Origin of the sequence: Siphonobacter sp. SORGH_AS_0500 (assembly GCF_031453245.1) — a bacterium.
GTDB lineage: Bacteria > Bacteroidota > Bacteroidia > Cytophagales > Spirosomataceae > Siphonobacter.
The window spans coordinates 3,930,075-3,955,677 of sequence record NZ_JAVIYT010000001.1 but is presented as its reverse complement, the minus strand read 5'-3'; the positions used below and the strand labels follow the sequence as shown (position 1 = coordinate 3,955,677).

Here is a 25,603-nt window from a genome sequence, read left to right as displayed (position 1 = left end):
TTCAGAAAACGGAATAGTAACCTTGACAAATCCCCAACACAAAACTCTAAACCCTAAACCCTAAACTAATAATGCGTCGATTATCCTGCTTCCTCTTCCTGTTTTTATTTGCCCTGGCTGGTTACGCTCAGGAAACTGAGAATTTTGGTGCCAACCATAACAAGCCCGAACGTGAGGAGTGGCTGAAAGATGTGGGCTTTGGGATGTTTATTCACTGGAACGTGGATACACAACTTGGCGTCGTCATCAGCCACTCGCTCGTGGGAGCTTCACCGGATTATGTGGAGCGTTACATCAAGGAACTGCCTCAAACCTTCAATCCCAAAGACTGGGATGCTGAAAGGATCGTGATGCTGGCAAAAAATGCGGGCATGAAGTACATCATGTTCACGACCAAACACCACGCCGGATTCTGCATGTGGGACACCAAAACCACGGATTTCAACGTGATGAATACGCCTTACAAAAAGGACATCGTAAAGCAATACGTGGACGCTTGTCGGAAGTGGGGGCTAGCCGTTGGTTTTTATTATTCGCCCGAAGATTTTGTTTTTGCCTACAAGAATGGCATGAAAGACATTACCCGCGATGACCACTGGGAGAAGGCGAAGCCCTTTCAGGCTCAGTACAAGAAATTCGTAGTGGAACAGACGAAGGAATTAATGACCAAATATGGTCCGGTAGACCTGTTCTTTATTGACAGTGATGTGTTGAAAGAAGAGGTTAAAGAAACGGTCTGGAAATACCAGCCGAACTGTCTGATTACTCGCGGAGCCTTACCTACACCTGAGCAGTATTTACCTGGAGAGACGTTAGTGACGGCCTGGGAAAGCAACATGACGATGGGAACAGCCTGGAATTACAAGCCTACCAACGAACACTATAAATCAGGCACGGAGTTACTGAACATTCTGATCGAATCACGGGCAAAAGGGGGTTCTTATCTACTCAATGTAGGACCTACCCAATGGGGCAATCTGAACGAAGGTCAGGAAGGTCGTTTGATGGAAATAGGAGCCTGGCATTTCATTAATCAGGAAGCGGTGCATAACGTTCGCCCCTGGATTGTTCGCACGGAAAATGACATTTGGTTTACGAAGAAGAAAGACGAAAATACTGTTTATGCGTACCTAACGAACATGCCCGATTGGCCTCGCGGCGAGCGTCGGGAATTCTTGATTCGTTCGGTAAAAGCAACGGCGAATACGGAAGTTTCAGTATTAGGACAAACGGGTAATATCGTGGAATATAAACCTAACGTGGATGGTCGGGCTCGCTTCGAGCAAACGCCTGAAGGATTGAAAATCTCAGTTGTTCGGGCTCAGCGGATTTATAACAATCACAAATGGCCTAATCCCATCGTAGTAAAACTCAAAAACGTAGAAGCGGCTGTGACGCCCATGCAGTTCCGTACGGTAAGTGCTGAAAAGCTGAAAAACGGTAACCTGAAATTGACGGCAGATGTCGTAAGAATGGGTTCAGGAAAAGAGTATCGCATTGGCTTCGAGTATCGTCCCGTACAAAGTTCGCTGAACGAAGAATTCAATGAAAAATGGAAGTCAACGGATATTTATCCCGTAACCAATACCGGCAAAATGACGCTGGAATTAGTGAAAGGTAATATTCAGTCATACAACGAAATTGAATACCGGGCGGTGGTCTATCAGGACAACATGCGAATTGAAGGCAATACTCAGAAGATCAGTACCCTGCGTCTCGAATAGCAAAACTAGTGGTTTGGGGTGCCGCCTAACGCTGCCATCAAGGTCGCTGCCAGCTTTTCCGCTGGCAGCAAAAGCCGGGAATTTGGCTTGGTCGGTAGGAATGGAGTAGTGTTGCCAGCGAAGAAGCTGGCCGGGCTACGATGGAAGCTTGAAATAACCGCTGCCAGCAAAAGCCGGGACTTAGGCTTAGTTGGTAGGAATGGAGTAGTGCTGCCAGCAAAAAAGCTGGCCGGGCCACGATGGCAGCGGTGTCGATAATAGTTAACTCTTAAAAACCAAAGGTTACGTTTTCACTGAAAACAGAAAACCGCAAACGGATCGAATGCTTAGTGTTGCTGCCTGTATTGTTTTACTAGTGTTACTTATTGTCTGGGCCAAAGTCAATCCCTTTTTAGCCTTTCTGCTAGTTTCGGTTTTAGCGGGCTGGTTATTAGGTATTCCTCTGATAAAAATCGGACAATCCATACAGAAAGGAGTTGGTGATACCCTGGGTTCGCTGGTATTAATCATTGCCCTCGGAGCCATGCTGGGAAAACTGGTGGCCGAAAGCGGAGCCGCTCAGAAAATTGCCTCAGTGATGATGGGGTTGTTCGGCGAAAAATATATTCACTGGGGACTAGTCTGTACGGGGTTTATCATCGGGATTCCTCTGTTTTACGGCGTTGGCTTCGTGTTGATGGTGCCACTGATTTTTTCGGTAGTGTACCAATACCGTTTGCCCGCCGTGGCCATTGGGTTGCCTATGTTGGCGTCCCTGTCAGTGGCTCATGGGTTTTTACCGCCACACCCTTCGCCAGCGGCCTTAGTTGGCCAGTTTCACGGGGATATGGGACTGACCTTAGTATACGGATTAATCATTGCTGTACCCACTATTATCCTCGCTGGTCCGGTTTATGCTTTAACCCTGAAAGGCATTCATTCAGAGCCATTAGTAACTTTTCAGGCCAGTTTTATTCCTGAAGAAGAGTTACCCAGCGGCTTTAGCAGCTTTTTTACATCGTTACTCCCCGTCGGCTTATTAACCCTGACCACGCTGTCGCATTTTTATCCGGGTAACCCCTTCGAAGGCGTCTTAGGCTTCATCGGAGACCCGACGATTGTGATGTTGATTTCTGTAATCGTAGCCACTTTTACGCTTGGAATCAGTCGGGGGAAAAGCATGACCGGAGTCATGAAAACCTACGAAACTGCCGTTAAGGACATCGCCATGATTGTCCTAATCAGTGGTGGAGCGGGAGCCTTAAAGCAGGTATTAACTGACAGCGGGCTGAGCACCGAAATTGCCAGTCAGCTCCAAAGTCTGGAAATGCCACCGTTATTTTTAGGCTGGCTTATTGCAGCCATCATTCGAGTCTGTATTGGTTCAGCTACGGTCGCCGGACTAACCGCAGCGGGCATTATCGCTCCGTTGATGACTCAGCAGGCGATTAATCCTAACCTGATGGTATTGTCCATCGGAGCGGGAAGTTTAATGTTTTCGCACGTGAATGATCCGGGGTTCTGGATGTTCAAAGAATACTTTAATTTATCCGTCAAAGACACCATTCGTTCCTGGTCCATGATGGAAACCCTCGTCGCCATTGTAGGTTTAGTGGGGGTATTACTTTTGAATCAAATCATATAGCAAATGCCGTTTTGAGTTTAGGGTTGTGAGTTTGGGGTTATTAAAAACGAACTCAAAACTCACAACCCTAAACTCAAAACATCAAAAACTAATAACTAAATTTTAATCTCATGAGCACAGCCGCAACAACTGTTGAATTACTTAGCCCTGAAGCTGCCTTTGCTAAATTAGGACTTTCGTTACCCCCCGCCCCTACGCCGCTAGGGGTTTATAAGCCTTACCTGATTGACGGTAAATACCTTTACGTTTCTGGTCACGGACCCGTGCAGGACGACAAGAGTCTGATCATTGGCCGGATTGGTCGTGAAATTGATGCTGAAGCGGGTAAAATGGCCGCTCGTCAGGTAGGATTAACCATTCTATCCACCATCAAAACGCACGTTGGTAGCCTTGACCGTGTCAAGCGGGTAATCAAGGTATTGGGCATGGTCAACTGCGTTTCCGAATTCGAGCGTCATCCTTATATCATCAACGGTTGCAGTGAGTTATTTGCTCAGGTTTGGGGTGAAGAAAACGGCATCGGCGTTCGCTCCGCCGTAGGTTTCGGCTCCCTCCCCGACAACATCCCCGTCGAGATCGAGGCTTTGTTTGAATTAGTTTAATTTTCCGTTTTCGGTTTACAGTTTTCAATTTTTATTACTTATCAGTAATTCAATCACAGGGTTTCACTAAGTTTTACTCAGAGTTACTCCGTGCCTAACGCCGTGAAACCCTGTGGTTCATTGAAAACTGCAAACTGCAAACTGACAACCGAAAACTGAAGATGTTCATTTTTGATGCTCACCTGGATTTGAGTATGAATGCGATGGAGTGGAACCGTGATTTGCGATTACCCGTCGAGCAGCTCAACGCCAGAGAAAAAGGCTTAACCGATAAGCCCGACCGGGCGAAAGCAACGGTTTCCTTACCCGAACTTCGGAAGGGAAACATTGGAATCGTCGTAGCCACGCAGATTGGTCGTTACGTAGCTCCCGATAACCATCTGCCGGGCTGGCATTCGCCCCAGCAGGCCTGGGCCCAGACGCAGGGCCAGGTTTCGTGGTATAAAGCCATGGAAGATGAGGGTGAAATGACGCAGATTACCGACTGGGCTGGGCTGGAAAAGCATCTGGCTCTCTGGAACGATGGAACTCCCAACGACCAAAAGCCGGTAGGGTATATCCTGAGTCTGGAAGGAGCTGACTCCATTGTTACCATTGACCATGTGGAGCGAGCCTATAACTACGGCCTTCGTGCCATTGGTCCTGCTCATTACGGGCCGGGACGTTACGCTCAGGGAACCGATGCCACGGGCTTCATGGGCAAAGCCGGACAGGACTTACTCAAAGAAATGGAGCGTCTCAACATTATTCTGGATGCAACCCACCTGTGTGACGACAGTTTCTGGGAAGCAATGGATCACTTCAACGGGCCGGTTTGGGCAAGTCATAACCTGTGCCGGACGCTGGTGAACCATAATCGTCAGTTCAGCGATGATCAGATTCGTGAACTTATCAGTCGCGGAGCGGTTATTGGCGGTGCTTTGGATGCCTGGATGATGGTGCCTAACTGGGTCCGTGGCGTGTCTACGCCCGAAGGCATGAACTGTAATCTGGACGTATTAATTGACCACCTCGATCATATCTGTCAGATTGCTGGCAATGCCGACCACATTGGCATTGGAACGGATCTGGACGGAGCTTTCGGTCGGGAGCAGTGTCCGTATGATCTGGAAACGATTGCCGATTTGCAAAACATTCCGGGCTTACTGGCCAAGCGGGGGTATAGCGAAGAAGATATTAAGAAGGTAATGCACGGAAACTTCTTACGTTTCCTGAAGAATGCCTGGAAATAGAAATAGGTTAAGAATACTGTTTTGTTGAAAAGCTCTCACCTGTTAGGTTTGAGCTTTTTTGTTTTACTGCCGTTCCAGCATAAACTCACCCGTTTGTAACGTTCGGTTATCAGTTACTGGATTTAAAATCAGTCGGTTATTATCCAGAAAAGTTGCCTTAAATAACTTGCCACTCAGCGAAGACATGCAGGGAGCTTTGATTAACAAATAGGAATCTTCCAGCGTGAACGTACCATTTCCGCAACCCAGAAAGGCATAATGAATAGGAAGGGTATTCTTGTATTCTTCCTTGAATTCTCCCTTTTGATTGAGATTAAGCAGAACGATTTTATCGTTCGGGACGGCCATGGGCGTGCAGGTTGAGTCAGTCTTAGGCTGGCAATAGGAAATTAGCCGCCAGCTTCCCTGAATGGGCGAGACGGCCTGATGGGAACAGGACATTAAAGCCAGTAAAAAGAGGGCAAGCAGCAGCCCATTCAGAGACAGTCTGACGTTTACCATTTTTTGAAGATAAAAAACACGGCAATAACCAGAAAGATAAAGCCTACAAGGTGATTCCAGGCCAGTTTATCCGTTTTAAAAAGGTACACGGCCATGAGTGTAAATACCGTTAGCGAAACGACTTCCTGAATGATTTTTAGCTGAAAAAGGGTGAAGGGGCCACCCGTTTCTTCGGAGCCAATGCGATTGGCCGGAACCTGAAAAACGTACTCAAACAGAGCCAGGCCCCAGCTTAGAAAAATAACGCCAAAGAGTGAAAGTTTGGCTAACGAAGGCCATTGTTTGACCTGAAGGTGACCGTACCAGGCCAGCGTCATGAAGACGTTGGAGACGATTAAAAGCAAAATGGAATAAATGCCACGCATATAGAAAGAGAGAACCAGCGAAAGGTTAGGCCAGCTATCTCTTGCGAAAATAAAGAAGTTTTACGGAGAAACGAATGACAGAGTTATACAGCTTTAGTCAATCGGGCTGATTAGCTTTCCAATTGGATTTAATGCTTATGGGAGTAACTGAAGCAATCTACACTTCATAAAAAATGCCCCCAAGTAGTAGCTAACTTCTTGGAGGTATTTTAACCCTGCGACTCATTTTATAGAGTCACAGGGTTAATAAAAAGATAGGTTGAAATTTTTAAAAGATGTATTCTTTGTTCCACTACTTCACGTAGGAGGTCATGTTAACAGTAATGGTATTTGAGCCTGCATCATACGTTACATTTCCTTTGACATCTTTATCATTAATGGTCATCGGTAATTTACTTGGATCGAACGTAATGAGCGTTTGCTGCCATTTTTTATCGTAGTAAGCACCTACACTGTAGGTCCCATTCTTAATGATCTGACTTACCCCGTTTCCGGTGTTAACGTACATGTTCACATTAGTTCCGGGCTCCCACCAGTTACCCGTAGTTTTGTTCATATAAACCCATCCTGAAGGTTTGGTTAATATTTTACTACTTGAACTGTATACAGAAAAATTGAAGGTCAGATTTACAAAAGTTGGAGGAGCCGGAGGGTTTACATTTACGGTTACATTATCAATTGAACAAGGATTAAATAAATTCGTTTGTCCAAGCTGCTTAGATCCCCACATATCATACACTACAATTTTTACTTTACTATAAGCTGGAGATTGGGGAAGGGTAACACTAAGCCCATCGTATACCTCTTGACTATGCAAGCCAGCTAAATAGGCCCCGTATTCGGTCTGAAGCTGTACTTCGTAAGTGTTTCCTCTGGTCTTAATTGTATTTGATTTAAAATTTATGGTTAGTTTTTTACGCTTACAATCTTTCATACCATAAAACAATCCCCAATCCAAATTCCAGAATGATAAGTGAGCTGCTTTAAACTGAGCGGTTAATTTTCCGTCTGAGCCAGCACTAATGGTGGCAGTGCCTTCTTCTTTCCATTCGCCCGTTTCTTCATTCAAACTCCAAACGGGTACAATTTCTCCCGCTTTTATGGATTCACCAGTCGTTGGATTAATCAGACTTTCATCTAACCCAATTTTAACGTCTACTGGTTTGGAGAATTTTTTAACTTCGGTACTTCCTGCAAACATATCAACCGCCACAAAACCAGCCGTGATGAAGGTTACTGGATCGGTTGCCTGTCCATTGGCATCGACTACGTTTTCAGCGATAAATCCTCCAGGAAAAGCAACGACTGACTCCTGAGAAGAGGGGGTGTAATGGACGACATTCATCTGAACCTGACCCGAAGGAACGGCCTTTCCTGTCGCATCCTGCATTTGGGTGCCCGGAGCAATGCTAATCGTTGCTACGTCGGGTTTCGTTGCGGTTTGCGGGGCCGTAATGGTTACGGTTGATGACGTTGATCCATTGGCATCAAGATTGGTTTTAACAACTGCGGCAGAGGTACCCTCGGCTGGATTGGCAAACTCCACCAATGGAATCTGAATGGTACTTGCATTGTCATCGGTTAACGTGACGTTGTACGATACGGGGCTAAATCCCGGAACAGTTGCCGAGATTGTAAATTTCAGCGGTGCATCGGCGGTGGGCTTCACTTTCGAACGCATCCCCAGGGGTAATAATCCGTCTGTCACTTTATAATTTTGGGAGCCATCACTCATAAATACTACGCTGGAGTTAGGACCTTCAATAGTTACATTGAACGAGGTAGGCTGGTTGACGGCATCCACATTCGCATTTACGAATTTAATCATCACCGGAGCCACGAAGGGATCTGCGTTGATGGTGAATTTTACGTCTTTTAACGGATCAAGACTCATCATGTCTTTTAAATCCTGACAGGCTATCGCAATACCTCCGATGAACAGCATGCCTAAGCTTCCCCGTAGAAGACGATTCTGTAGAAAAATAGATTTGAAATTCATAACTAGGCGGTTAGTTATTTAACAAGGGGTTATTTATTTAAACGGTACGAAAGACCAAAAACCAGCACAGGATAATACTTCAGAGGCTGTAAGTTTTTTTCAATGACAGGACCCTGATTTTCAGAAGGCTGGAGCATTTTAGTAGCAACCAGCGAAATCATGGGTGATTGTTGATAAAAGAAGCCTATATCAGCATTGAACTTCAGGCGTTTTCTTAAAAAGGGTTGCCCGAATCCGAAGCCTATGTAAGGAGCAACTTTGCTGAATTCAGCTTTACCGGACAGAGAGCCAACTTCCTCTACTGTAAATGATAAGTCTTTAAATTTGACATCTCTGGTGGGAGCACCATCGAAGTTTACTTGATTTAAGTTTACCATTAATCCCCCGGTAAGGCGTAACCCCACTCGTTTAAATGGATAGTAGTCAAGTAATGCGTTGATCGTATTTAATTTGATTTTACCATTCAATCCAATCTGGATATCATCCGTAGCAGAACCTGATACAAAACGAGCATTATAATTGAATGCACTTATCCCCAGACGTGCATCAAAGCGTCGATTGATGGATCGATAAATATCCAATCCCACACCGCTAGTTCCTACCTTTAAGCCCACAGCGAAGCCATTGGTATATTTAGGCAAAGGACGTTCGGGCTCCGGTTGGTCTACGGTCTGCCCCCAGCTTTGAAATGCTATGATTAGCATAACAGGAAATAAAATTTTTCTCATGGACAATGATTAGGTTTAATGGGGTGATAATTGGGAATAAATTAAAATAAACGCTGGCGGTTAAATCATATAGTGGGTTTTGATTTGATTTTTATTGAACTAATGATAGATGAAAATATATAATTACGTGAGTAATGGCGATGGTTTTATGTATGCTTATTAATTTATTTGACTTGTTAAATAAGTAGGTTTTTATTAAATGTTATCTGTATTTGGTAATTAAAAAAAACATGATTAGTATGACAAATGTGTTACTGTATCTGCGTAGATACGTTAACTGACATCGTTTTATATGAATGATAATTAGCTTTCAAAATATTAGGTTTTATGCTATACTACTGCTGGAATTAATAGTGCTTTTATACTAAATGAATTGTAGTATAATGTCCTGCTATTAAGTCGTTTATGATGCAAGGTATAAGTCTCGTATAAATATATAAATACCCATAAATGGGGGTTGATTTTTATTTAAATATTTATATATAAATAAAAAGATATCATTGGTTAATGTTTAATATTTTTAATTTTGTTATATATGATATTTAATAGCATTTTTTATATAAATCATATGTTTACATATTATTTATTATTAAGAATTGTACAGATAATAAATTCTGTTTTTTTAAACTAAATTATTTACTGAAAATTTGTTCTTGATTTTTGATTATATATGTCGTGTATAAGTCGATATTATCTATGATTTGTACTGTTATCGATCTATAATATTATTTTAATAAAGTAGAATAGTATAATGGAAATGTGTGGTTTTCAAGTAGTAAAAAATCGATTAATAACCTTTTAAAAGAGTATGGATGGATATGAAAAGCTAAAGTAGAAGGTAAATCAGAAAGGTATTTTAAAGCCTAATTTCAAAAAGATTCATTAGTGAGAGAGACTAATGCTGAGAGACGCATTTTGTTGAGGCAAGAAGGTTCTACTGAAAAAAAACGTCCCGAAAGTAAGATGCTTTCGGGACGTTAAATAAACCAGAAGGAACAATAAGCCTACAATAAATCAGGCTGATAAACCTTAACGGTTCCGTCGCCTTCGCTGCTTACAACCAGCATGCTACGGCCATTCGGGCTCTTATCTGCTGAAATGAATAAAACACCTTCGGGAGCATCACCCGTGGCAATGAGTTGCAGGAATTTCGGAGCTGTAGGATTGGTTACGTCGTACACCGCGATGGCATCCGCACGTTCCAGACCAACGAAAGCAATCGTCTTCCCATTTACGATACCTATTGTAACGCCTTCAGGTTCAACACCTTTATCGTCTGAACGAGAATCGTCGTATTTGCCTGCTTTGATTACTTCTTCTTCCAGAGCTTTACCAATCTCGAAGACCTGCTGACCCGTTGAAGCGTTGAAAATACTGAAACCACGCCCCCCAAAACCGTACAGTTCTTCGTACAGACCTGCACTGTTTTTTCCCGCAGTCGTCGTAACATTCAAACGGCCCAGGTTTTCATTTTTCTGTAATTCAGTCGCATTCGGGAATTTTGATGGATCAAGTTTCAGCGTGCTGACGCGAGCTTCTTCCTTGAAAGCCGTGTAATCGCGAGCGTCGCCTTCATTGGCAGTAATCAGGTAACCCGTTCCACCGATTTTGAAGTAAGAAATGGCATCGGGCATGTAATAAGATTTTACCGGCCAGGTTTTTAGCTCGATTTTACCATCTGCATTGGACGCATCAATGGCATTCATCGCTACGCTATAATCCTTCGTTCCCAGGGGATTGATTTTTAGAATTGTACCCGAAATCAGATCAACCTCAGCAATAGCATTGTTTTCCTGAAGCGTAACCCAGGCCTTTTTAGAATCTTCTGAAATGGCTACGTATTCAGGCTCAATATCTTTAGAAAAATCGCCCGCATTGGGGCCAAATGTACGGAAGCCACCAGCCACTAACTGTGACTGAAGGCTGGCGAAAGCTGTGAAGTTAACGGTCTTTACGCTGTAATTATTCGTAACGTCAATGATCGAAACAGAACCTTCAGGATCGTTCGTATAAGCTGCGTTTGGTTCTCCTTCGTTGGCCGTAACGATGTATTTCCCATCGGGGCTGAAGATTACCATGTCGGGTAGGGCACCTACCGTAATTTGTTTGAGTTCAGTCAGCGTGCTGGTATTGATAACAATCACTTTACCATTGGCCTGCTTGTTGGTTGCTTCCAGAGCAACGGCCAGTTTACCATCCGAAATGGCTACGCTATTGGCTACGCCGCCCAGAGCAGAAATATCGATAGATTGGATTTTCTTGGCGGGGAAGGAAGAGAAGTCGAGAACGTCTACCAGAGCTTTGGACGCGTTGTTAACCGTAAACAAACGCTTCGTAGCGGGATCATAAGCCGAAATCTCAGCGGCGGCCTCACTACCTAGGGTTGTGGTAGAAACCTCACGGAAGGCGGCGGCGTTTTCGGAAAGAACGGGCTGAGGGTTGTGGTCTTTAATACAGGCGTTTAAAGCCATAGCAAGGACGCCTAAGGCCAGCGTCCATTTGTTCCGTATCATATTCGTTTATAGTTAAGAATTAAACAAAAATAGATGACGGAACTCTGCTTATTCGGGCTCTAAATAAGGGTAATAATTATTTAATAAATAGCCTCTTTTCGTAATAAATGGGTAATAAAGTTTTCAGTTTTCAGTTTTCAGTTTTCAGTTGGCAGTTGGCAGTTGGCAGTTGGCAGTTGGCAGTTGGCAGTTGGCAGTTGGAAAGTGAAAACTAATAAAGGTAGGCAAGACTTTTTGAAATGGGAGGCATAACCCCGGAAGGGTTCAATATGGATAGCCCCGGATGATAATCCGGGTGTTAACCGAGGAGTCCTGTGTTTCCTATGATCCGCAGGTAGGAATTTGAAAAAGGGAAGAACTCTGTAAAATGGAGAAGACGTTTTGAAATGGAAGTAACAACTTCATCTCCTCGCCGTGGCTGGTGTCCTCACCAGCCGTTACTAAAAGCCTATCGTTTGGTGAGGACACCAACCACGGCGGATGAAAAGTCTAGATTTTAAAATATCCTCAAAACCGCCTCTTTCCCAGACACGATGAAGTCGCGTCTGGAAAAGGATGGGTTAATACCGACCCTCGGCTAAGGCAGTTTTGATCTGTTTGATCCGTTCGTTGAAGGAAACGTTAGGATAGTCCACACCTTCTACGGTGGCTATTTTCAAAAAATGGGCAATGTCCTCCTGATGCGTCATGCGTTTGCCATTTAGAACAGAAACGTATTTCATCGTGGACCATAATACATTTTTCAATTCCGTCTTATTCTCATTCGTCATCACGTATTCCGTTACCATCGTATCATCATCGTAATAAATGATACTGGCAATGATGGTCACCCATTCACTAACGCGGGCGGGGCGGACGTAACCAATCTGATGGTTGTACACTACCCAGGCAGATTGATACTTGCGGAAAGGATAATCTATCGTGAAACCGTAAATCGAAAAAAGCTGGTCTTCGCGGGCGTTGAAGTAATAATCTAGATACTTGGCATTATTCAGATGCTGCATTGGGTCGCAATCCTGAAAACGAATAAGGGAATGGGATTCAGTTTTTTTAGGGTAATTGCGGTCGGGGTCGAGTTGAAACATGAGATATTTTGGGTTTTGAGCGGCCGCCGTTGCGGTTTAGCGTTTTGAGTCAAGGCATATACTTAACTCAAAAGGCCAGCCTTCGGGGAGTTATAGCATACAAACCAAGCTAGACCCAACTAAGTTATAAACGTCAAAAGAGAATTCACCAGCAATAACTGAAAATTCCCTACCGGGGCATGGATCGTCAAGAACTATAAATAATTGTGGCTGGTGTCTACACCAGCCACGGTAAATGAAGAACAATAATAACACAAAACCCTACCGATCTACCTCGCCCATTACCAAATCCAGCGAACCAATGATGGCTATTAAATCAGCCATTAAAGCTCCGCGACTGATTTCTGAAATAACCGAAAGATTATGATACGAAGGCCCGCGTGACTTCATACGAATGGGAACGTCCGATTTTCCGTCCGTACGAATATAGAAACCTAGTTCACCTTTGGCTCCTTCGCCGCGAGCGTAGAAATCCATAGCTTTCGGACGAATCTTCTTTGGAACAACCGCCTGAGGATCAAAGTCTTTGGTACGAGTATACTTACCCGTTAGTTGTTCCAGACATTGGTCAATGATTTTAACGGATTCCCAGCATTCCAGCACCCGAACGTAATTCCGATCCCAGCAATCACCGACGGTACCCATTTTTCCCTCACCAATGGGAATATCGAAGTCCAATTCTGGATATACTGAATAGTTATCCACTTTCCGTAAATCCCAGCGTAAGCCCGAACCGCGAAGAACGGGCCCGGTACAACCGTAATCAATCGCTAACGGCAGAGGCAATACCCCTACCTTAGCCGTACGGCGAACGAAGATTTCGCTTTCAATTACCAGTTGCTGTAGCTCAATCAGTTTAGGCTTCACGTAGGTAATAAACTCGCGGCAGCGATCCTCAAAACCCACGGGTAAGTCGTAAAACAAGCCTCCAATCCAAATGTAGTTGTAAAGCATGCGGGCACCCGTCGTCCATTCCAGCATTCGCTGAATGTGTTCGCGGTCCCGCATGAGCCAGAGAAAAGGCGTATAGGCCCCAATATCCAGAGCATACGTACCGATGGCGACAAAATGCGAAGCCAGACGGTTCATTTCCGCTACCAGAACCCGGATGTATTCCACCCGCTTCGGAATATCGTTTTCAATGCCCAGCATTTTTTCGATACCCATCACGTAAACGTGTTCGGAATTCATTGCCGCCAGGTAATCCATCCGATCCACAAAGGGAATGGTCTGGTTAAAGGGCAGGTTTTCCGCGTGTTTTTCAAAGCAGCGATGTAGGTAACCCAGGTGAGGAACCACATCGACGATCACTTCGCCATCACTGATGACTTCAAGACGCAGTACCCCGTGAGTAGAAGGGTGCTGAGGCCCCAGACTCAAAATCATTTCTTCCGATCGCAAATCCTCCAGTTTGTACTTGTTGGGATCAGAGCGAAGGTGATTGTCTGGTTTGTATTCGTATTGGATAGATGACATAACGGGAAGGTCAATACAGGATTCTTCAAAATTAGAAGGAAAGCCCGGAATCAGGCCGAAAAAATCCCAGAAAGCAGTAACGTTTTATTGGGTTTGATTTAGTTAGATAGAGTTTGATTTAGTTAGAAAAGGGTTCAACGTTCGTTGAATTCTTTTTCTACTTTCAAACGCCTCAAACAAAATCAAACTTCAAACCCTTCTAACCACCTCAAACGTTACTCTAATGACCCTATGACGACGCCTTTTCGGCCTGTTTTTTCACGTACCACTGTTTACCTTCGGGATAGTCCTGTTCCAGAAATTCCTCTACCTTACTGACAATTTCTTCCACACTTAGGTTCGAATCAAAACGAATAGGTTCTTTAAAAGTAACCGAAAGCTGAGTGCCCCGTTTTTTGAGCAATAATCCCTTTTTATCGAACGCCCGGCGGAAACCATTAATCACCACCGGAACCACGATGGGATTGTGATCTTTAATCAAATGACCCGTACCTTTTCGGATTGGGGCGTAAGGGCTGGTGGTACCCTGGGGAAAGCTAATAACCCAGCCATCCGAAAGAGCTAAGCCGATTTTGTCAGTGGCCGAATGATCTACCTCTCGTTTGACATCCTGTCCTTTGGCCCGCCAGGAACGGTTAATGGTAATAGCCCCGGCCTGAGCAAAGATCTTTGGGATCAGGCCGCTGTCTTTCATCGTTTCTGATGCCGCCACGTAATACATCCGGGCCCGTGGAGCGAGTAGGTAAATGGGGAGGCCAATCCAGTTCCGAAAGCCCCATTTTACACTGCAAAAGATGTGATAGAGGCAGGTTGCATCGGCAAAGTAGGTTTGATGGTTGGACAAAAACAGAACGCCGTTTTCGGGTAATTTTTCGAGGTATTCTGTTCCTTGAATTTTGGTTTTATTTACCCACATCAGCCGACTCCAGGTTAGGGAACCCAGGCTGGCAATGAGCAGACGTTTGGTAAAAAACAGGTTTCCGAAAGGATCACGTTCGAAAAATCCGAACACGTCGACCATCTTCAGAAATTTCCGAATAATAGATTTCATAGGTTCAGATGATGGAATGGATTAATGTTTTCCGGGCAAAGGTGTACATAAAAACTGTATAAGTCCGTGCCAGTTACTCAGGCAGCGGCGATTTACTTGTCTGAAAGCAGGCGTCTAAATTAATTTCAGATTGTTTCCAGAATTTGAACCCAATTTTAAGCTTTAATTCCAATCCAATGAAACTATTATTGATCGAAGACGAGCCCGGACTATATCAGACGATTTCCAGTTTTTTAATCAACGAAGGTCACGTCTGTGAGCTTGCCACGACCTATGAGGAAGCCGAGGAGAAAATTGGTGTCTACGCCTATGATTGCGTTTTGATTGATATTATGCTTCCCGGCGGTAGTGGGTTGGACTTACTCAAAGAGCTGAAAAAGTTACATAAAACGACGGGAGCCATCGTCATTTCGGCTAAAGATTCGCTCGATGATAAACTAAAGGGACTGGATTTGGGAGCAGACGATTACTTGCCTAAGCCCTTTCATCTATCGGAGTTGAATGCTCGTTTGCGTTCGGTGTTACGTCGTTTAAAATTTGAAGGGTCGGATGAAATGCAGGTCGGCAGTCTAACGATTGATACTACTGCCCGAACCGTTTTTTATGAGGGAAAAGAAGTGATTCTCAATCGTAAGGAATTCGACCTATTACTCTTCTTCGTGACGAACCAGAACCGGGTTATTAAAAAATCAGCACTAGCCGAACACGTTTGGGGCGATAACATCGACCAGGCCGATTCGTATGATTTTATTTATTCACAAATCAAAAATCTGCGTAAGCGTTTTAGTCAGATGGGTTATGAGTTAAATATTCAGACGGTGTATGGGATTGGTTATAAATTTTCGCCCCAGTAAAAACATAGAGACGCAATGGATCGCGTCTGATCCCCTACGATTACCTGTAAACGAGTTCCAATAGATACCCGAACGCGATCAATCGCGTTTCTACAGAGATTTAATATGCGACTATTAACCCGTAGTAATCTGATTAGTACCCTTGTTTTGCTAATGGCTTTGGTTATTAGTGGGCTATATATTTACGATCAGGTAAGCGAAGAAGTACGGGATGAAATTGATGAAGAGCTACAGAACCGAAAGCTGGAAATTCTGGCAAGTTTACCTGCTTCGGGTTACCCTGAAAATTCAACTTTGAAAGCCGATTTTCGCATTAATCCGATTAGTCCTTCGGAATACAAAAAGCTAAAAGAGCATTACGAAGATATTGAAGTCTACGAACTGGTTGAGACCGAAATTGAGCCTCATCGGCAGCTCGTAACCAAATTTGAGCATCAGGGGAAGTATTACCAATTACAGATTGAAACGTCATTGCTGGACTTGGAGGACATGGGTGAGGTGATTACCCGTAGCACAGCCTGGGTTTGTTTAGGACTGGTTCTGTTAGCGTTCATAGTGAATCTTCTCCTGCAAAAAAGGCTTTGGCGATCGTTTTACCAGACGCTTGAGCAACTGAAAAACTTTCGCGTGGATCATCAGGATCATCTACTATTACCCCAAAGCTCAATCTATGAATTTCAGGAATTAACGCAAACCGTAAGCACGCTGGTCGAGGTAAACCGAAAATCTTACCAGCAACAGAAACAGTTTGTTGAGAATGCTTCTCATGAGATTCAGACGCCTCTGGCGATAGCTCTGAATCAAACGGAACAGTTAATCCAAAACCCGGATTTAAAAGAAGAAGATGCCTTAACAATTGGGTTATTAACCGAACAACTCGAACGTTTATCAGCTTTAAATAAGGCTTTGTTATTAATAACGAAGATTAATAATCAGCAGTTTGGGGAGCAGGAATCCGTAGAAGTTAACCCCATGGTGATTCGTCTGATTAATGAATATGAATTTCTGGCGGAAGATAAACAACTGGATATTCAGGTAAAGGATGAGCAATCAATCATTGTTCAGGCTAACGAATATCTGATTGAAATTCTGGTTCGAAATCTTATTCGTAATGCCTATTTGCACACGCCGGAAAGTGGTTTTATTAAAGTTCAGTTGAGTACTAATAAACTGGAAATTCGGAATTCTGCCAAGGCCATTGCTGGTAAAACAGAAGATTTATTTGACCGATTTACCAAGCAAAGTACGCATCGACAATCGTTGGGGTTGGGTTTATCCATCGTCAAATCCATCTGTGATGCGTACGGCTATCAACCCAAAATTTCTTCAGATCATGAAGAATTTATGATCAGTATTCAATTCTAGAATTTATTCCAGATTCGTTCCAGAAACGGGTCTGAGCTTTGGCGGTATAATCGACAAAGCCATGAAAAAGCTACTGACCTTCTTCGCTATCCTTTTTGCCTATCATACCCAAGCTCAAACTTCGGATTCCAGCCGGGTATTACCACCGGTAAAACCCGTTAAAATCTCCCACGCCGAACCTCTATATCTGGATTTGGTACGTGATTTAGGAGCCCGCAAAGGCGAACGGGAATGGAACGTAGGAACCTCCTTCAGCAAGCACGGCGGGGCGGCTCACTGGCATCCTTTCGTCGAATATGAATTTGCTCCCATTAACCGGCTGGGCCTGGAAGTAGAAGTGCCGCTACAGGCTCAGGTACCCATGACAGACGATATCCCGAGCAGTAGTTTGAATATGAAAAGTCTGAAAACCTCCCTGCAATGGACGTACGCGGTGATAGAGCCCTGGCAAACTTCGCTGGCGGTGGGTTATACCAATGAGTTATTAATCAATCACGAGTCGGGAAAGTTGTTTTCGGCTGAATTAGGCTTTCCGTTTATGGTTGCGGCCAAAAAGTGGGGCTCGCAGGTACACACGCTGGTATACGCGGCTCTGGGCGGGGAGAAAAAATGGGGGAAATCACTGGAGCCAACGGGGTATGAAGTAAACCTGGCTTTGCATTACGTTATTCCGCATAGCAAGGCTTTTGTTGGCGTGGAGTTATACCATAGTCAGAATGGTCCCGTCTATGAAAACGCGATTCGTCCGCAGGTACGCGTTGCTCTGAAGAATAATCTATTGGTAGGGTTTGTAAGCAGCTTCTCGCTGAAAAATTCCGATCCGGTAAGTTCTTTCATTCGGATCATCTACGAGCCAAAGAAACGGAAGTAAGGCAGAAAAAGTGGAACGTTGCAATAAGCCCCCTATTCCAGCCTGTCGTCTCAGACGAAGTGAGAGCACTTACTAAGGTTGTGAAAAGTGACTTACTGATAACAAAGATGCTACTAAAAACAATAAGGTTCTTCGCTTTGCTCTGAATGACAAAGAGGGGGCTTATACTGGTAAAAGAACTGCGATAAACCAATAACAAACAACCACAAACTAATCACTAACGAATGGCTGAAACAGGCAAAGTAGGAGCCTGATGCCATTCGATCATAGCGTTGAAAAGGCGGATTTCTTTAAAATAACGCAAATCGTCAGCGGCGAGTCTTTCAGGAATGATAATTCCGCTGGCTAACAGAGCTGCCCGCCGTGTTCCTAACAGCAGAGGCTGGTGCGGCGTATACCATTCCTGCCCGTCGGATAAAGCAATATTTGTGTAGCTCGTATCGGTAATCAACCCATTTTTTACAATCAACACTTCATCAGCTTTGGCCTGAGCAGTTAACGCGTTCAAAGAGGTACGATCAGAAAATTTGTAGTTATACTCCAAGGCATCAGCGGTAACTAATTCCAAACTTTGAATGAAGCGGATGGTGTAAGGAATGAATTCAACCAGCGTAATACCCTCTGACCCGTAAATCACCCGGCACCGATAAGTCCGTTCAGCATCAAGATTTGCAGGAATGGGAATCATCTCCTCTAAATCCCAGCGATCATTCAGACCAAACAATTCCTTCCGACTCCGATGAATCCGTTGCTGGTGGTAATACAGATTTTCCAGTTCTCCCTGATGAAAGCGAATGGTTTCTAGAAGCATTTAGGGTTTAGGGTTTAGGGTTTAGGGTTTAGGGTTTAGGGTTTAGGGTTTAGGGTTTAGGGTTTAGGGTTTAGGGTTTAGGGTTTAGGGTTTAGGGTTTAGGGTTTAGGGTTTGAAAGGGAAAACCCATAAAGGTAAGGGATTTGTTTGAAATGGGAGGTATAACCCCGGAGGGGTTCAATATGGATAGCCCCGGATGATAATCCGGGTGTTTATCTCTTTTTAGGAATCTGCCTTTAAAACGCGGACTCTCCGCCGTGGCTGGTGAGGACACCAACTACGGCGGAGAGATCGCCCTAAATGAATGACAATCTGGGTTTGTATTACCTGTAAACAGAAAATGTCAAACACTAAACTCACCAAATCGGCACGTATACCTTATCAATCAACTCCTGGTATTCCTTCCTCGATTCACTGCGGAAGGTAATGCCACCGCCGGAGCGGAAAAAAGTGCCTGACGAAGTTTGCTCCAGAAAACGAATCATCACACCCGTATCCAGATTTTTACCGTCAAAAATGCCGACAATTCCCGTGTAATACCCACGTGGTTCGGCTTCGGCTTGCTGAATGATCTCTACCGTTTTAGGTTTGGGAGCCCCGGTAATCGAACCGGCAGGTAATAGTCGCAGGAGCAAGGTACCTAACGCGTCGGTCCAGTTTTCGGGTAACCGACCTTTGATTTCCGAGCTTACCTGCAATAGCGTCTTATCGTGCGTTTGCACTTCATCGATGTAGCGAAAGCGTTCTACCCAACGTTCGATTGTTACCTGAGCCAGATCATTCCGAATCAAATCCACGATAGTGGCATGTTCGTAGCGTTCTTTTTCATCGGCTAACAAGTGCTCCCGAGCATTAGGCAGGGCCGCATCCAGCGTTCCTTTCATGGGGTAACTGGAAATGAAATCATCCTGAACACGAACGAAAATTTCCGGCGAAAAACAAACGATTTCCTCTACGTCAGAATCATTCGAAAGACGTAACCACACTTTATACTTCGCCTCACTTCGCTGGAAAATTTCCTGAAAACTCAGATTTGTCTCCACGCGAGTACGAGCCGTTAGGTTCGTCAGAAATGAATTTCCAGCTAATAATTCACGATGTACTTTTTGAAACTTCTGATCAAACTCCTGAAAAGAGAGGGGGAATTTGTGAAAATAAAAATCCGAAGAAGCGGAGATGTTTTCTGAGGTGTTTGAAATTCCGTTCAGATTATACCAAACCGAATCCTGCGGCACTTCGTCCAGGGGCCAGAGTAGAGGCCGCCGAAGCTCAAAATCAAGCACAAACAAACAGGGACGACGCTCGCGACCCCAGATGTTCAATTGCTCTTCAATGGTTTTCATGGTATACACCTAACGCAGATGAAGCAGGATTCCGTTCCGAATACCCTGTTTCATCTGCGTCGGTAATCAGTCTACGTTAAACGCGTTCAGCAGTTTGTTCAGCCAAAATAGCGATGCCTTCGGTAAAGCTACGAGGTTCGTAACCCAGCACATTCCGAGCTTTATCAAGGATGAATCCTGTACGGGGAGGACGCTTCGCGGGTTGCGTGAAGGTGCTCGAATCAGCTTCGGTAATAAATGATTTATCCAGGCCAAAGTAATCTGCCGTGGCAATCGCCATTTCGTAAGGCGTCATTACCTCTTTTCCGGAAATATTATAGATGCCTAAAGCTTCTTTATCTGCAATCAGCCAGCAACCCATCGCCAAGTCTTCAGCCAGCGTTGGAGAGCGGAACTGATCCGTAACTACCTTAATCGTTTTTCCCTCTTCAAGTGATTTTTTCACCCAAAGAATGATATTACTCCGACTCATGTCCGCCGCAATGCCGTAGACGAGAACCGTCCGGGCAATGCCCCAGCGAATATTCGAGCGTTTCACGACTTCTTCAGCCGCATATTTACTCCAGCCGTAGAAACTTAAGGGGCTAGGAATGGCGTCTTCGGGGTAGGGACCGTTTTCACCGTCAAAAATGAAATCGGTAGAGACATGGCACAGGAAGGTATCATACTTTTTACAGGCTTCTACCAGATATTCTACGGCCAGCACGTTCATTTTCCAGCATAATTCTTTCTCGAATTCACACTGGTCCACATTCGTCATCGCTGCCGCATGAATAACCGCGTGGGGCTGAACGGCTTCCATTACTTCAGCTACCTGAGCAGCATCGGTAATGTCCATTTCCCGGTATTCATACCCATCCGTAAAAGGCAGGCGATTGGCTCCACGAGCGGTAGCAATCAGTTGAACATCTGGGTTTTTATGTAAAAGCGTAATCAGTTTTTGACCCAGCAGGCCATTGGTTCCGGTAATTAAAATCTTTTTGGGAGTCATAGTTAAAGACAGCGGAGAAAGACGTACAAAGTAGAGAAGTTAATGGGCAAAAACATAACCATATCGACGGGTTATTTTTTTCTTACTCATTTTTTTAGCTGTAACCTTCATCATCGAAATATCAACGTTAGGACGATCGGCTTCATTTCGGGGTTGAGCTGCAATGCTATCTACGGCGGCCATTCCGTCAATTACTTGTCCGAATACGGTATAATTCCCATCTAACCGGGGAGTGCCTCCTTTGGTTTTATAAACTTCTTTCTGAGCATCAGTAAGAGGACGACCGGCCCGTTTAGCCTGCGTTTCCAGGGTTACCTCATCATAGGTTTTCCCCTGAACAATATAAAAATGACAACCCGAAGAGGCTTTGGCCGGGTTATCTTCCCGGGCAGCACCTACAGCACCCCGTTGATGAAACAATTCGGGCACGAACTCTGCCGGAATGGTATAATCCATATCTCCCGAGCCGAGGATCGCGTCGGGCGTTGCTTTTTTTGACTCAGGATCACCGCCCTGAATCATGAAAGTCGGAATGACACGGTGGAATAATATGCCGTCGTAAAAATGCTCTTTTGTTAACTTCAAAAAGTTGGCTTTATGCTTAGGCGTCTGATCAAACAAAATCAGCCGAATAGGGCCGTATTTGGTTTCAATAGTTACCAGTTTTTCTTTGCGTTGAGCAAAGCTTGGGAGAGCAAGCAACAAAGCTAACCCGAGACCCATCATAGAGGATGATTTTCGCATGGTATTATAAATTGGCTCGTATTTCTCTTACCATATTATTACCTCCCTGAGAGGCGATTTTATCGGCCAGTTTCTGAGCCATACTATTTGCCTGAGCGGTATCAGCAATTTCGGTGCGGCGTAACTCCTTCTGACCATCCAGTGAGACAATCCCAGCCGTTAAGCTAATGCGACCATTCACGTGCGATGCCAGTCCAAACACTGGAATGCTGCAACCGCCCTGTAGGGTAGCCAGAAAAATACGCTCGGCCCGAATGCAGCTTTCCGTTACGGGATCGTTCAGTAACTCACGAATGCGTGCTTTTTTATCTGCGTCCAGGCTAGTAGCACATTCAATGGCTACGCTACCTTGGCCCACGGCGGGAGTGAAGGTTTCCGTTGATAAATGCTCGGCAATGTATTCTTCGTAACCCATGCGGTGCACACCGGCGTAAGCCAGAATGAGGGCATCGCAAACACCGCTTTTCAATTTATCCAGACGAGTTTGCAGGTTACCCCGCATGTCTACTACTTTGATGTGCGGGTAATACCGTTTCAGCGTAGCGATGCGACGCGTGCTGGAAGTACCTACCACAAAAGTTTCACCCGATTCCAGCGATAACTCTGGATTGAAACTGATTAATACATCATTGACGGCTTCGCGGGGTGTGAAGGCGATGATTTCCAGGTCATCTGCCAGCGAAGATTGTAAATCTTTAGCAGAGTGTTGGGCAATATCAATGGCACCCGTTCGGAGTTGTTCTTCCAGCTCTTCCGTAAAAACGCCTTTGGAACCAATTTTAGATAGAGAGCGATCTAGAATTTTATCGCCTTTGGTATCAATCACTACGATTTCGGGTTCCATGCCACCCAGCCGGAGTTGTTCGGCCACGTATTCGGCCTGCCAGAGGGCCAGCTTCGATCCCCGTGATCCAATTCTAACTTTCATACGCGTATGCTATCAAACAGCTCTTACTTCCGAAGAAGTTTGGCCAGTGTTAATGACAAATCCAGAAAAATCATTTTAGCCCGAACATTTCTTTCCAATTGGAAAAAGGCCGTGTTCAACTCCTCTGTAATCAGAGGTAAGCGTTCGGGGGGAATTACTTTCGAAAAATTCTGAACGAAGGTAAGCTCATCGCCTTCCAGTCGCACAAGAGCTTCCACGCCATTTTGCCAGAGCATCAGATCCCGAAAGACGCTCAGGCTATATTCCATCATCCCTTTTTGTTGCTCTTTGGGCTGACTATCAAACTCATCGGCCATTTTTAGCATATCACCAAAGGCTGGAATGCCTCGGTAACAATGCCGCATCCACTGAGCAAACCAGGGATGTTGCTCGTTGCCTTCACCTTTGGCTAGCTCCAGAGCATAACCCAGATTTCCCTCCGAAAGGTACGCTACGTGACGAGCCTGCTTTTCTTCCGTTCCCAGTTTTTGCTGAATATAAGATGATACTTCCGTTTCAGTAAAGGCAGGAACGCCAATGCGTTGGGTACGGGAAATAATGGTGGTGAGTAGACGATTGGCATCGGTGCAAACCAGTAGGAAAATGGTCTTGGCGGGTGGCTCTTCCAGAATTTTCAGCAAAGCATTGGCCGAATAGACATTCAGTAACTCAGGTTGCCACAGAATGAGAATCTTGTATTCACCTTCGTAGGCTTTCAGTGAAATTTTTCGGATAACGTTACGGGCTTCTTCCGCCGAAATATTACCCTGCCGATTCCCTTCTACGCCAATAAACGTCAACCAGTCGGACAGCGTGCCGAAAGGATGAGCGTCGATGAACTCCCGCCACAAGGGCATAAAAGCATCCGATTCATTATCCTTGATTTTCTTGGTTACCGCTACCGGAAAGATATAATGTACATCCGGGTGAGCCAGTTTTTTCATCTTCACGCAGGAAGCACAACGCCCGCAGGAATCGTCTTCCTGCCGGTCTTCGCAGTTCAGGTACGTGGCATAAGCCAGAGCCAGAGCCAGATTCCCACTGCCTAAAGGCCCATGAAATAGCTGGGCGTGGGCAACATGCTGACTCTTGACGGACTGAATCAGGGTGTTTTTTAAATCTGATAAACCGGGGACTTCTCGAAAAAACAAGGATGTAATAAATAGATGATCCCTACAAAGGTAAGGCCTGAAACCCGCATGTCGGCACGGAAAAGGACAAAGAGAAAATCTTAATTTTTTAATAATTACGTAACCAAATAAAAAATAAGGCAACGAAAGCAGTTTAATTAATTATTCCGTTAAATGCTATGAAAAGCCAGTGAAAATAGACGATATTTGCAGCCCTTTGAAGAAAAAGGGCCTTTCTACGCTGAAAATCAAGTTCATAAAGGAAACATATTTGTTTAGTAGATAGCTTTTTTATTGGGATTTTACACTAATTTTTTAGGATTAAAAAAAATTATATTTTACGATTGTGCTTATCCGCGGTATTTTTATGAAATTTGCCAGCGAAAGTCAGGCTATCCACCAAATAATATTTTCGCTTACTGCGTACTACCATATGAACACACTTCAGAAACTGGATCACATTGATCGCAAAGTCCTTGAAATACTGCAATCCAACGCAAAAATTACCAATGCTCAACTCTCGAAAGAAATTGGTTTATCGCCTGCTCCAACGCTGGAACGGGTAAAGAAATTAGAGACGTCAGGGATTATTCAGAGTTACCACGCTCAACTCGATCGTGAGAAAGTAGGGCTGGGAGTAACGACTTTCGTTCAGATTACGCTGGTTGGTCACAAAAAGCAGGTAACAGATTCTTTCGTTGAAAAAATCAATGAAATTCCCGAAGTAGTAGAATGCCACCACATCACGGGTTCTGGCGACTTCCTGTTAAAGGTAATTTCAAAGGATATTGCTTCGTATCAACGCCTGATGCTGGAAAAAATCAACGAAATCGAAGAAGTAGCCAGCACGCAAACCATGGTAATTTTGTCGACATTCAAAGAAAGCAAAGTGTTACCTATTCCTTGATAAGTAAGAGTTTTAGCCTTTTACAAAGTCGTTATCTGAGAGTCAAAATTCAGGTAACGATTTTTTTATACCTCTCAAATCTATAGTCACATGTTATTTCGTTTTCTTTTTATCATAATCTGCTTCACAGGTATGAGTAGGGCTGCTTTTGCTCAGGAGAAATTAGGCATTGTCAAACATAATCACCTGGCTTTGCAAGTGGCTGATCTACCTGCTTCTACCAAATTCTATTCCGAAATTCTGGGTCTTGAGCGGCTGGAAGTCCCTGATAATCTCAAAGCGATCCGCTCCTGGTTTAAAATTGGCCCAGATCAGCAGATACATTTATTGGCCGGTCGTACAGTTCCGGTGAATAATGATCGAAATGGGTCTCACTTTGCCGTCTTTGTGGAGTCGATGGATCAAGCAGAAGCTTTTCTGAAAAGTAAGGGCTTAGCTTATCACGCTCAGGTTCGTTTTGATGGAGTGAAACAGATTTACTTACCCGATCCTGATGGTTACTTGGTAGAATTAAACGAGTGGAAAGACCCCGCGAAGAAATAATTTTCGCTGATATTAACAATCAATTATATACCTAGTACCTGAATTGATTATCCTAAGGTAGTGCTGCCAGCGAAAAAGCTGGCAGCGGCAATGTTAACAATTAAACATCTAGCGTAACCACTATCGGTATAGCCCGCCTTTTATTCTGGTAGCATTGTATTAGATAGGCCTCTGAATCGTTATTGCGAAGTGGTTGCTAGTAACGAATATCCGAAG

Annotated in this window: 23 protein-coding genes; 9 read left to right on the top strand and 14 right to left on the bottom strand. The window is 44.4% G+C overall.

The genetic code is table 11. From position 1 onward, the window contains the following. The first annotated feature begins 71 nt into the window (after positions 1–71). From QE357_RS16825 to QE357_RS16810, 4 genes are all read left to right on the top strand, one after another. On the top strand, positions 72–1,724 hold the full coding sequence (locus tag QE357_RS16825) for an alpha-L-fucosidase (RefSeq protein WP_309709867.1): 1,653 nt from the start codon (positions 72–74) through the stop codon (positions 1,722–1,724). Between the two features lie 322 nt (positions 1,725–2,046). Beyond that, the gene (locus QE357_RS16820; RefSeq protein WP_106637937.1) at positions 2,047–3,348 is read left to right on the top strand and encodes a gluconate:H+ symporter; all 1,302 of its coding nucleotides are present in this window, start codon (positions 2,047–2,049) and stop codon (positions 3,346–3,348) included. Between the two features lie 110 nt (positions 3,349–3,458). Continuing rightward, positions 3,459–3,950 carry a RidA family protein gene (locus QE357_RS16815; RefSeq protein ID WP_106637938.1) on the top strand — a complete coding sequence of 164 codons (492 nt, stop codon included), beginning with the start codon at positions 3,459–3,461 and terminating at the stop codon, positions 3,948–3,950. A gap of 161 nt (positions 3,951–4,111) precedes the next feature. Beyond that, on the top strand, positions 4,112–5,182 hold the full coding sequence (locus QE357_RS16810) for a dipeptidase (RefSeq protein ID WP_106637939.1): 1,071 nt from the start codon (positions 4,112–4,114) through the stop codon (positions 5,180–5,182). A 63-nt stretch (positions 5,183–5,245) separates the two neighbouring features. On the opposite strand, the gene QE357_RS16805 is transcribed toward QE357_RS16810, so the two are convergent. From QE357_RS16805 to QE357_RS16770, 8 genes are all read right to left on the bottom strand, one after another. Further along, positions 5,246–5,683 carry a hypothetical protein gene (locus QE357_RS16805; RefSeq protein ID WP_309709862.1) on the bottom strand — a complete coding sequence of 146 codons (438 nt, stop codon included), beginning with the start codon at positions 5,681–5,683 and terminating at the stop codon, positions 5,246–5,248. Beyond that, positions 5,677–6,048 carry a DMT family protein gene (locus tag QE357_RS16800; protein ID WP_106637941.1) on the bottom strand — a complete coding sequence of 124 codons (372 nt, stop codon included), beginning with the start codon at positions 6,046–6,048 and terminating at the stop codon, positions 5,677–5,679. The genes QE357_RS16805 and QE357_RS16800 overlap by 7 nt, the downstream gene beginning before the upstream one ends. Positions 6,049–6,340: 292 nt before the next feature. Further along, the gene (locus QE357_RS16795; protein ID WP_106637942.1) at positions 6,341–8,047 is read right to left on the bottom strand and encodes a hypothetical protein; all 1,707 of its coding nucleotides are present in this window, start codon (positions 8,045–8,047) and stop codon (positions 6,341–6,343) included. A 29-nt stretch (positions 8,048–8,076) separates the two neighbouring features. Then, a complete protein-coding gene (locus tag QE357_RS16790) occupies positions 8,077–8,775 on the bottom strand; it encodes a hypothetical protein (RefSeq protein WP_309709857.1) in 699 nt (232 codons plus the stop codon). Positions 8,776–9,779: 1,004 nt separating this feature from the next. Further along, the gene (locus QE357_RS16785) at positions 9,780–11,288 is read right to left on the bottom strand and encodes a choice-of-anchor I family protein (RefSeq protein WP_309709854.1); all 1,509 of its coding nucleotides are present in this window, start codon (positions 11,286–11,288) and stop codon (positions 9,780–9,782) included. Positions 11,289–11,848: 560 nt separating this feature from the next. Beyond that, positions 11,849–12,373 (bottom strand): thioesterase family protein, encoded by a 525-nt coding sequence (locus QE357_RS16780; protein WP_307141023.1) that lies wholly within the window; start codon positions 12,371–12,373, stop codon positions 11,849–11,851. 261 nt (positions 12,374–12,634) lie between these two features. Further along, entirely contained in the window at positions 12,635–13,849 is a 1,215-nt protein-coding gene (locus tag QE357_RS16775; RefSeq protein ID WP_309709850.1) for an NADH-quinone oxidoreductase subunit D, read from the bottom strand. Positions 13,850–14,078: 229 nt separating this feature from the next. Beyond that, entirely contained in the window at positions 14,079–14,900 is an 822-nt protein-coding gene (locus tag QE357_RS16770; protein ID WP_307141021.1) for a 1-acyl-sn-glycerol-3-phosphate acyltransferase, read from the bottom strand. 176 nt (positions 14,901–15,076) lie between these two features. On the opposite strand from QE357_RS16770, the gene QE357_RS16765 reads away from it, so the two are divergent. The 3 genes from QE357_RS16765 to QE357_RS16755 all read left to right on the top strand — a co-directional run bounded on the left by QE357_RS16765 (position 15,077) and on the right by QE357_RS16755 (position 17,990). Then, entirely contained in the window at positions 15,077–15,754 is a 678-nt protein-coding gene (locus QE357_RS16765) for a response regulator transcription factor (RefSeq protein WP_309709843.1), read from the top strand. A 105-nt stretch (positions 15,755–15,859) separates the two neighbouring features. Then, positions 15,860–17,119 carry a HAMP domain-containing sensor histidine kinase gene (locus QE357_RS16760; protein WP_309709840.1) on the top strand — a complete coding sequence of 420 codons (1,260 nt, stop codon included), beginning with the start codon at positions 15,860–15,862 and terminating at the stop codon, positions 17,117–17,119. 61 nt (positions 17,120–17,180) lie between these two features. Beyond that, positions 17,181–17,990, top strand: coding sequence for an HAEPLYID family protein (locus tag QE357_RS16755; RefSeq protein WP_309709837.1), 810 nt, complete (start codon positions 17,181–17,183; stop codon positions 17,988–17,990). Positions 17,991–18,207: 217 nt separating this feature from the next. Here the strand turns inward: QE357_RS16755 and QE357_RS16750 are convergent, their stop codons facing one another. From QE357_RS16750 to QE357_RS16725, 6 genes are all read right to left on the bottom strand, one after another. Beyond that, entirely contained in the window at positions 18,208–18,801 is a 594-nt protein-coding gene (locus QE357_RS16750) for an aminotransferase class IV (protein ID WP_309709834.1), read from the bottom strand. Positions 18,802–19,157: 356 nt separating this feature from the next. Then, entirely contained in the window at positions 19,158–20,144 is a 987-nt protein-coding gene (locus tag QE357_RS16745) for an aminodeoxychorismate synthase component I (protein ID WP_309709831.1), read from the bottom strand. Positions 20,145–20,220: 76 nt separating this feature from the next. After that, positions 20,221–21,135, bottom strand: a complete 915-nt coding sequence (locus QE357_RS16740; RefSeq protein ID WP_106635165.1) for an SDR family oxidoreductase — start codon at positions 21,133–21,135, stop codon at positions 20,221–20,223. A gap of 39 nt (positions 21,136–21,174) precedes the next feature. Next, positions 21,175–21,879, bottom strand: a complete 705-nt coding sequence (locus QE357_RS16735) for a peptidylprolyl isomerase (protein ID WP_309709828.1) — start codon at positions 21,877–21,879, stop codon at positions 21,175–21,177. Between the two features lie 4 nt (positions 21,880–21,883). Next, positions 21,884–22,807 (bottom strand): hydroxymethylbilane synthase, encoded by a 924-nt coding sequence (gene hemC, locus QE357_RS16730; RefSeq protein WP_309709826.1) that lies wholly within the window; start codon positions 22,805–22,807, stop codon positions 21,884–21,886. Positions 22,808–22,830: 23 nt separating this feature from the next. Continuing rightward, positions 22,831–23,958, bottom strand: a complete 1,128-nt coding sequence (locus QE357_RS16725) for a DNA polymerase III subunit delta' (protein WP_106635168.1) — start codon at positions 23,956–23,958, stop codon at positions 22,831–22,833. A 412-nt stretch (positions 23,959–24,370) separates the two neighbouring features. On the opposite strand from QE357_RS16725, the gene QE357_RS16720 reads away from it, so the two are divergent. Both QE357_RS16720 and QE357_RS16715 read left to right on the top strand, forming a co-directional pair. Next, positions 24,371–24,844 carry an Lrp/AsnC family transcriptional regulator gene (locus QE357_RS16720; RefSeq protein ID WP_094808287.1) on the top strand — a complete coding sequence of 158 codons (474 nt, stop codon included), beginning with the start codon at positions 24,371–24,373 and terminating at the stop codon, positions 24,842–24,844. A gap of 132 nt (positions 24,845–24,976) precedes the next feature. After that, positions 24,977–25,387, top strand: coding sequence for a VOC family protein (locus QE357_RS16715; protein ID WP_232793550.1), 411 nt, complete (start codon positions 24,977–24,979; stop codon positions 25,385–25,387). The last annotated feature ends 216 nt before the right edge of the window (positions 25,388–25,603 follow it).

Bases quoted from the DNA above. Each gene is read 5' to 3' on its own strand.
- QE357_RS16825 (WP_309709867.1), top strand. From the start codon at position 72: ATGCGTCGATTATCCTGCTTCCTCTTCCTGTTTTTATTTGCCCTGGCT.
- QE357_RS16820 (WP_106637937.1), top strand. From the start codon at position 2,047: ATGCTTAGTGTTGCTGCCTGTATTGTTTTACTAGTGTTACTTATTGTC.
- QE357_RS16815 (WP_106637938.1), top strand. From the start codon at position 3,459: ATGAGCACAGCCGCAACAACTGTTGAATTACTTAGCCCTGAAGCTGCC.
- QE357_RS16810 (WP_106637939.1), top strand. From the start codon at position 4,112: ATGTTCATTTTTGATGCTCACCTGGATTTGAGTATGAATGCGATGGAG.
- QE357_RS16805 (WP_309709862.1), bottom strand. From the start codon at position 5,683: ATGGTAAACGTCAGACTGTCTCTGAATGGGCTGCTGCTTGCCCTCTTT.
- QE357_RS16800 (WP_106637941.1), bottom strand. From the start codon at position 6,048: ATGCGTGGCATTTATTCCATTTTGCTTTTAATCGTCTCCAACGTCTTC.
- QE357_RS16795 (WP_106637942.1), bottom strand. From the start codon at position 8,047: ATGAATTTCAAATCTATTTTTCTACAGAATCGTCTTCTACGGGGAAGC.
- QE357_RS16790 (WP_309709857.1), bottom strand. From the start codon at position 8,775: ATGAGAAAAATTTTATTTCCTGTTATGCTAATCATAGCATTTCAAAGC.
- QE357_RS16785 (WP_309709854.1), bottom strand. From the start codon at position 11,288: ATGATACGGAACAAATGGACGCTGGCCTTAGGCGTCCTTGCTATGGCT.
- QE357_RS16780 (WP_307141023.1), bottom strand. From the start codon at position 12,373: ATGTTTCAACTCGACCCCGACCGCAATTACCCTAAAAAAACTGAATCC.
- QE357_RS16775 (WP_309709850.1), bottom strand. From the start codon at position 13,849: ATGTCATCTATCCAATACGAATACAAACCAGACAATCACCTTCGCTCT.
- QE357_RS16770 (WP_307141021.1), bottom strand. From the start codon at position 14,900: ATGAAATCTATTATTCGGAAATTTCTGAAGATGGTCGACGTGTTCGGA.
- QE357_RS16765 (WP_309709843.1), top strand. From the start codon at position 15,077: ATGAAACTATTATTGATCGAAGACGAGCCCGGACTATATCAGACGATT.
- QE357_RS16760 (WP_309709840.1), top strand. From the start codon at position 15,860: ATGCGACTATTAACCCGTAGTAATCTGATTAGTACCCTTGTTTTGCTA.
- QE357_RS16755 (WP_309709837.1), top strand. From the start codon at position 17,181: ATGAAAAAGCTACTGACCTTCTTCGCTATCCTTTTTGCCTATCATACC.
- QE357_RS16750 (WP_309709834.1), bottom strand. From the start codon at position 18,801: ATGCTTCTAGAAACCATTCGCTTTCATCAGGGAGAACTGGAAAATCTG.
- QE357_RS16745 (WP_309709831.1), bottom strand. From the start codon at position 20,144: ATGAAAACCATTGAAGAGCAATTGAACATCTGGGGTCGCGAGCGTCGT.
- QE357_RS16740 (WP_106635165.1), bottom strand. From the start codon at position 21,135: ATGACTCCCAAAAAGATTTTAATTACCGGAACCAATGGCCTGCTGGGT.
- QE357_RS16735 (WP_309709828.1), bottom strand. From the start codon at position 21,879: ATGCGAAAATCATCCTCTATGATGGGTCTCGGGTTAGCTTTGTTGCTT.
- hemC (WP_309709826.1), bottom strand. From the start codon at position 22,807: ATGAAAGTTAGAATTGGATCACGGGGATCGAAGCTGGCCCTCTGGCAG.
- QE357_RS16720 (WP_094808287.1), top strand. From the start codon at position 24,371: ATGAACACACTTCAGAAACTGGATCACATTGATCGCAAAGTCCTTGAA.
- QE357_RS16715 (WP_232793550.1), top strand. From the start codon at position 24,977: ATGAGTAGGGCTGCTTTTGCTCAGGAGAAATTAGGCATTGTCAAACAT.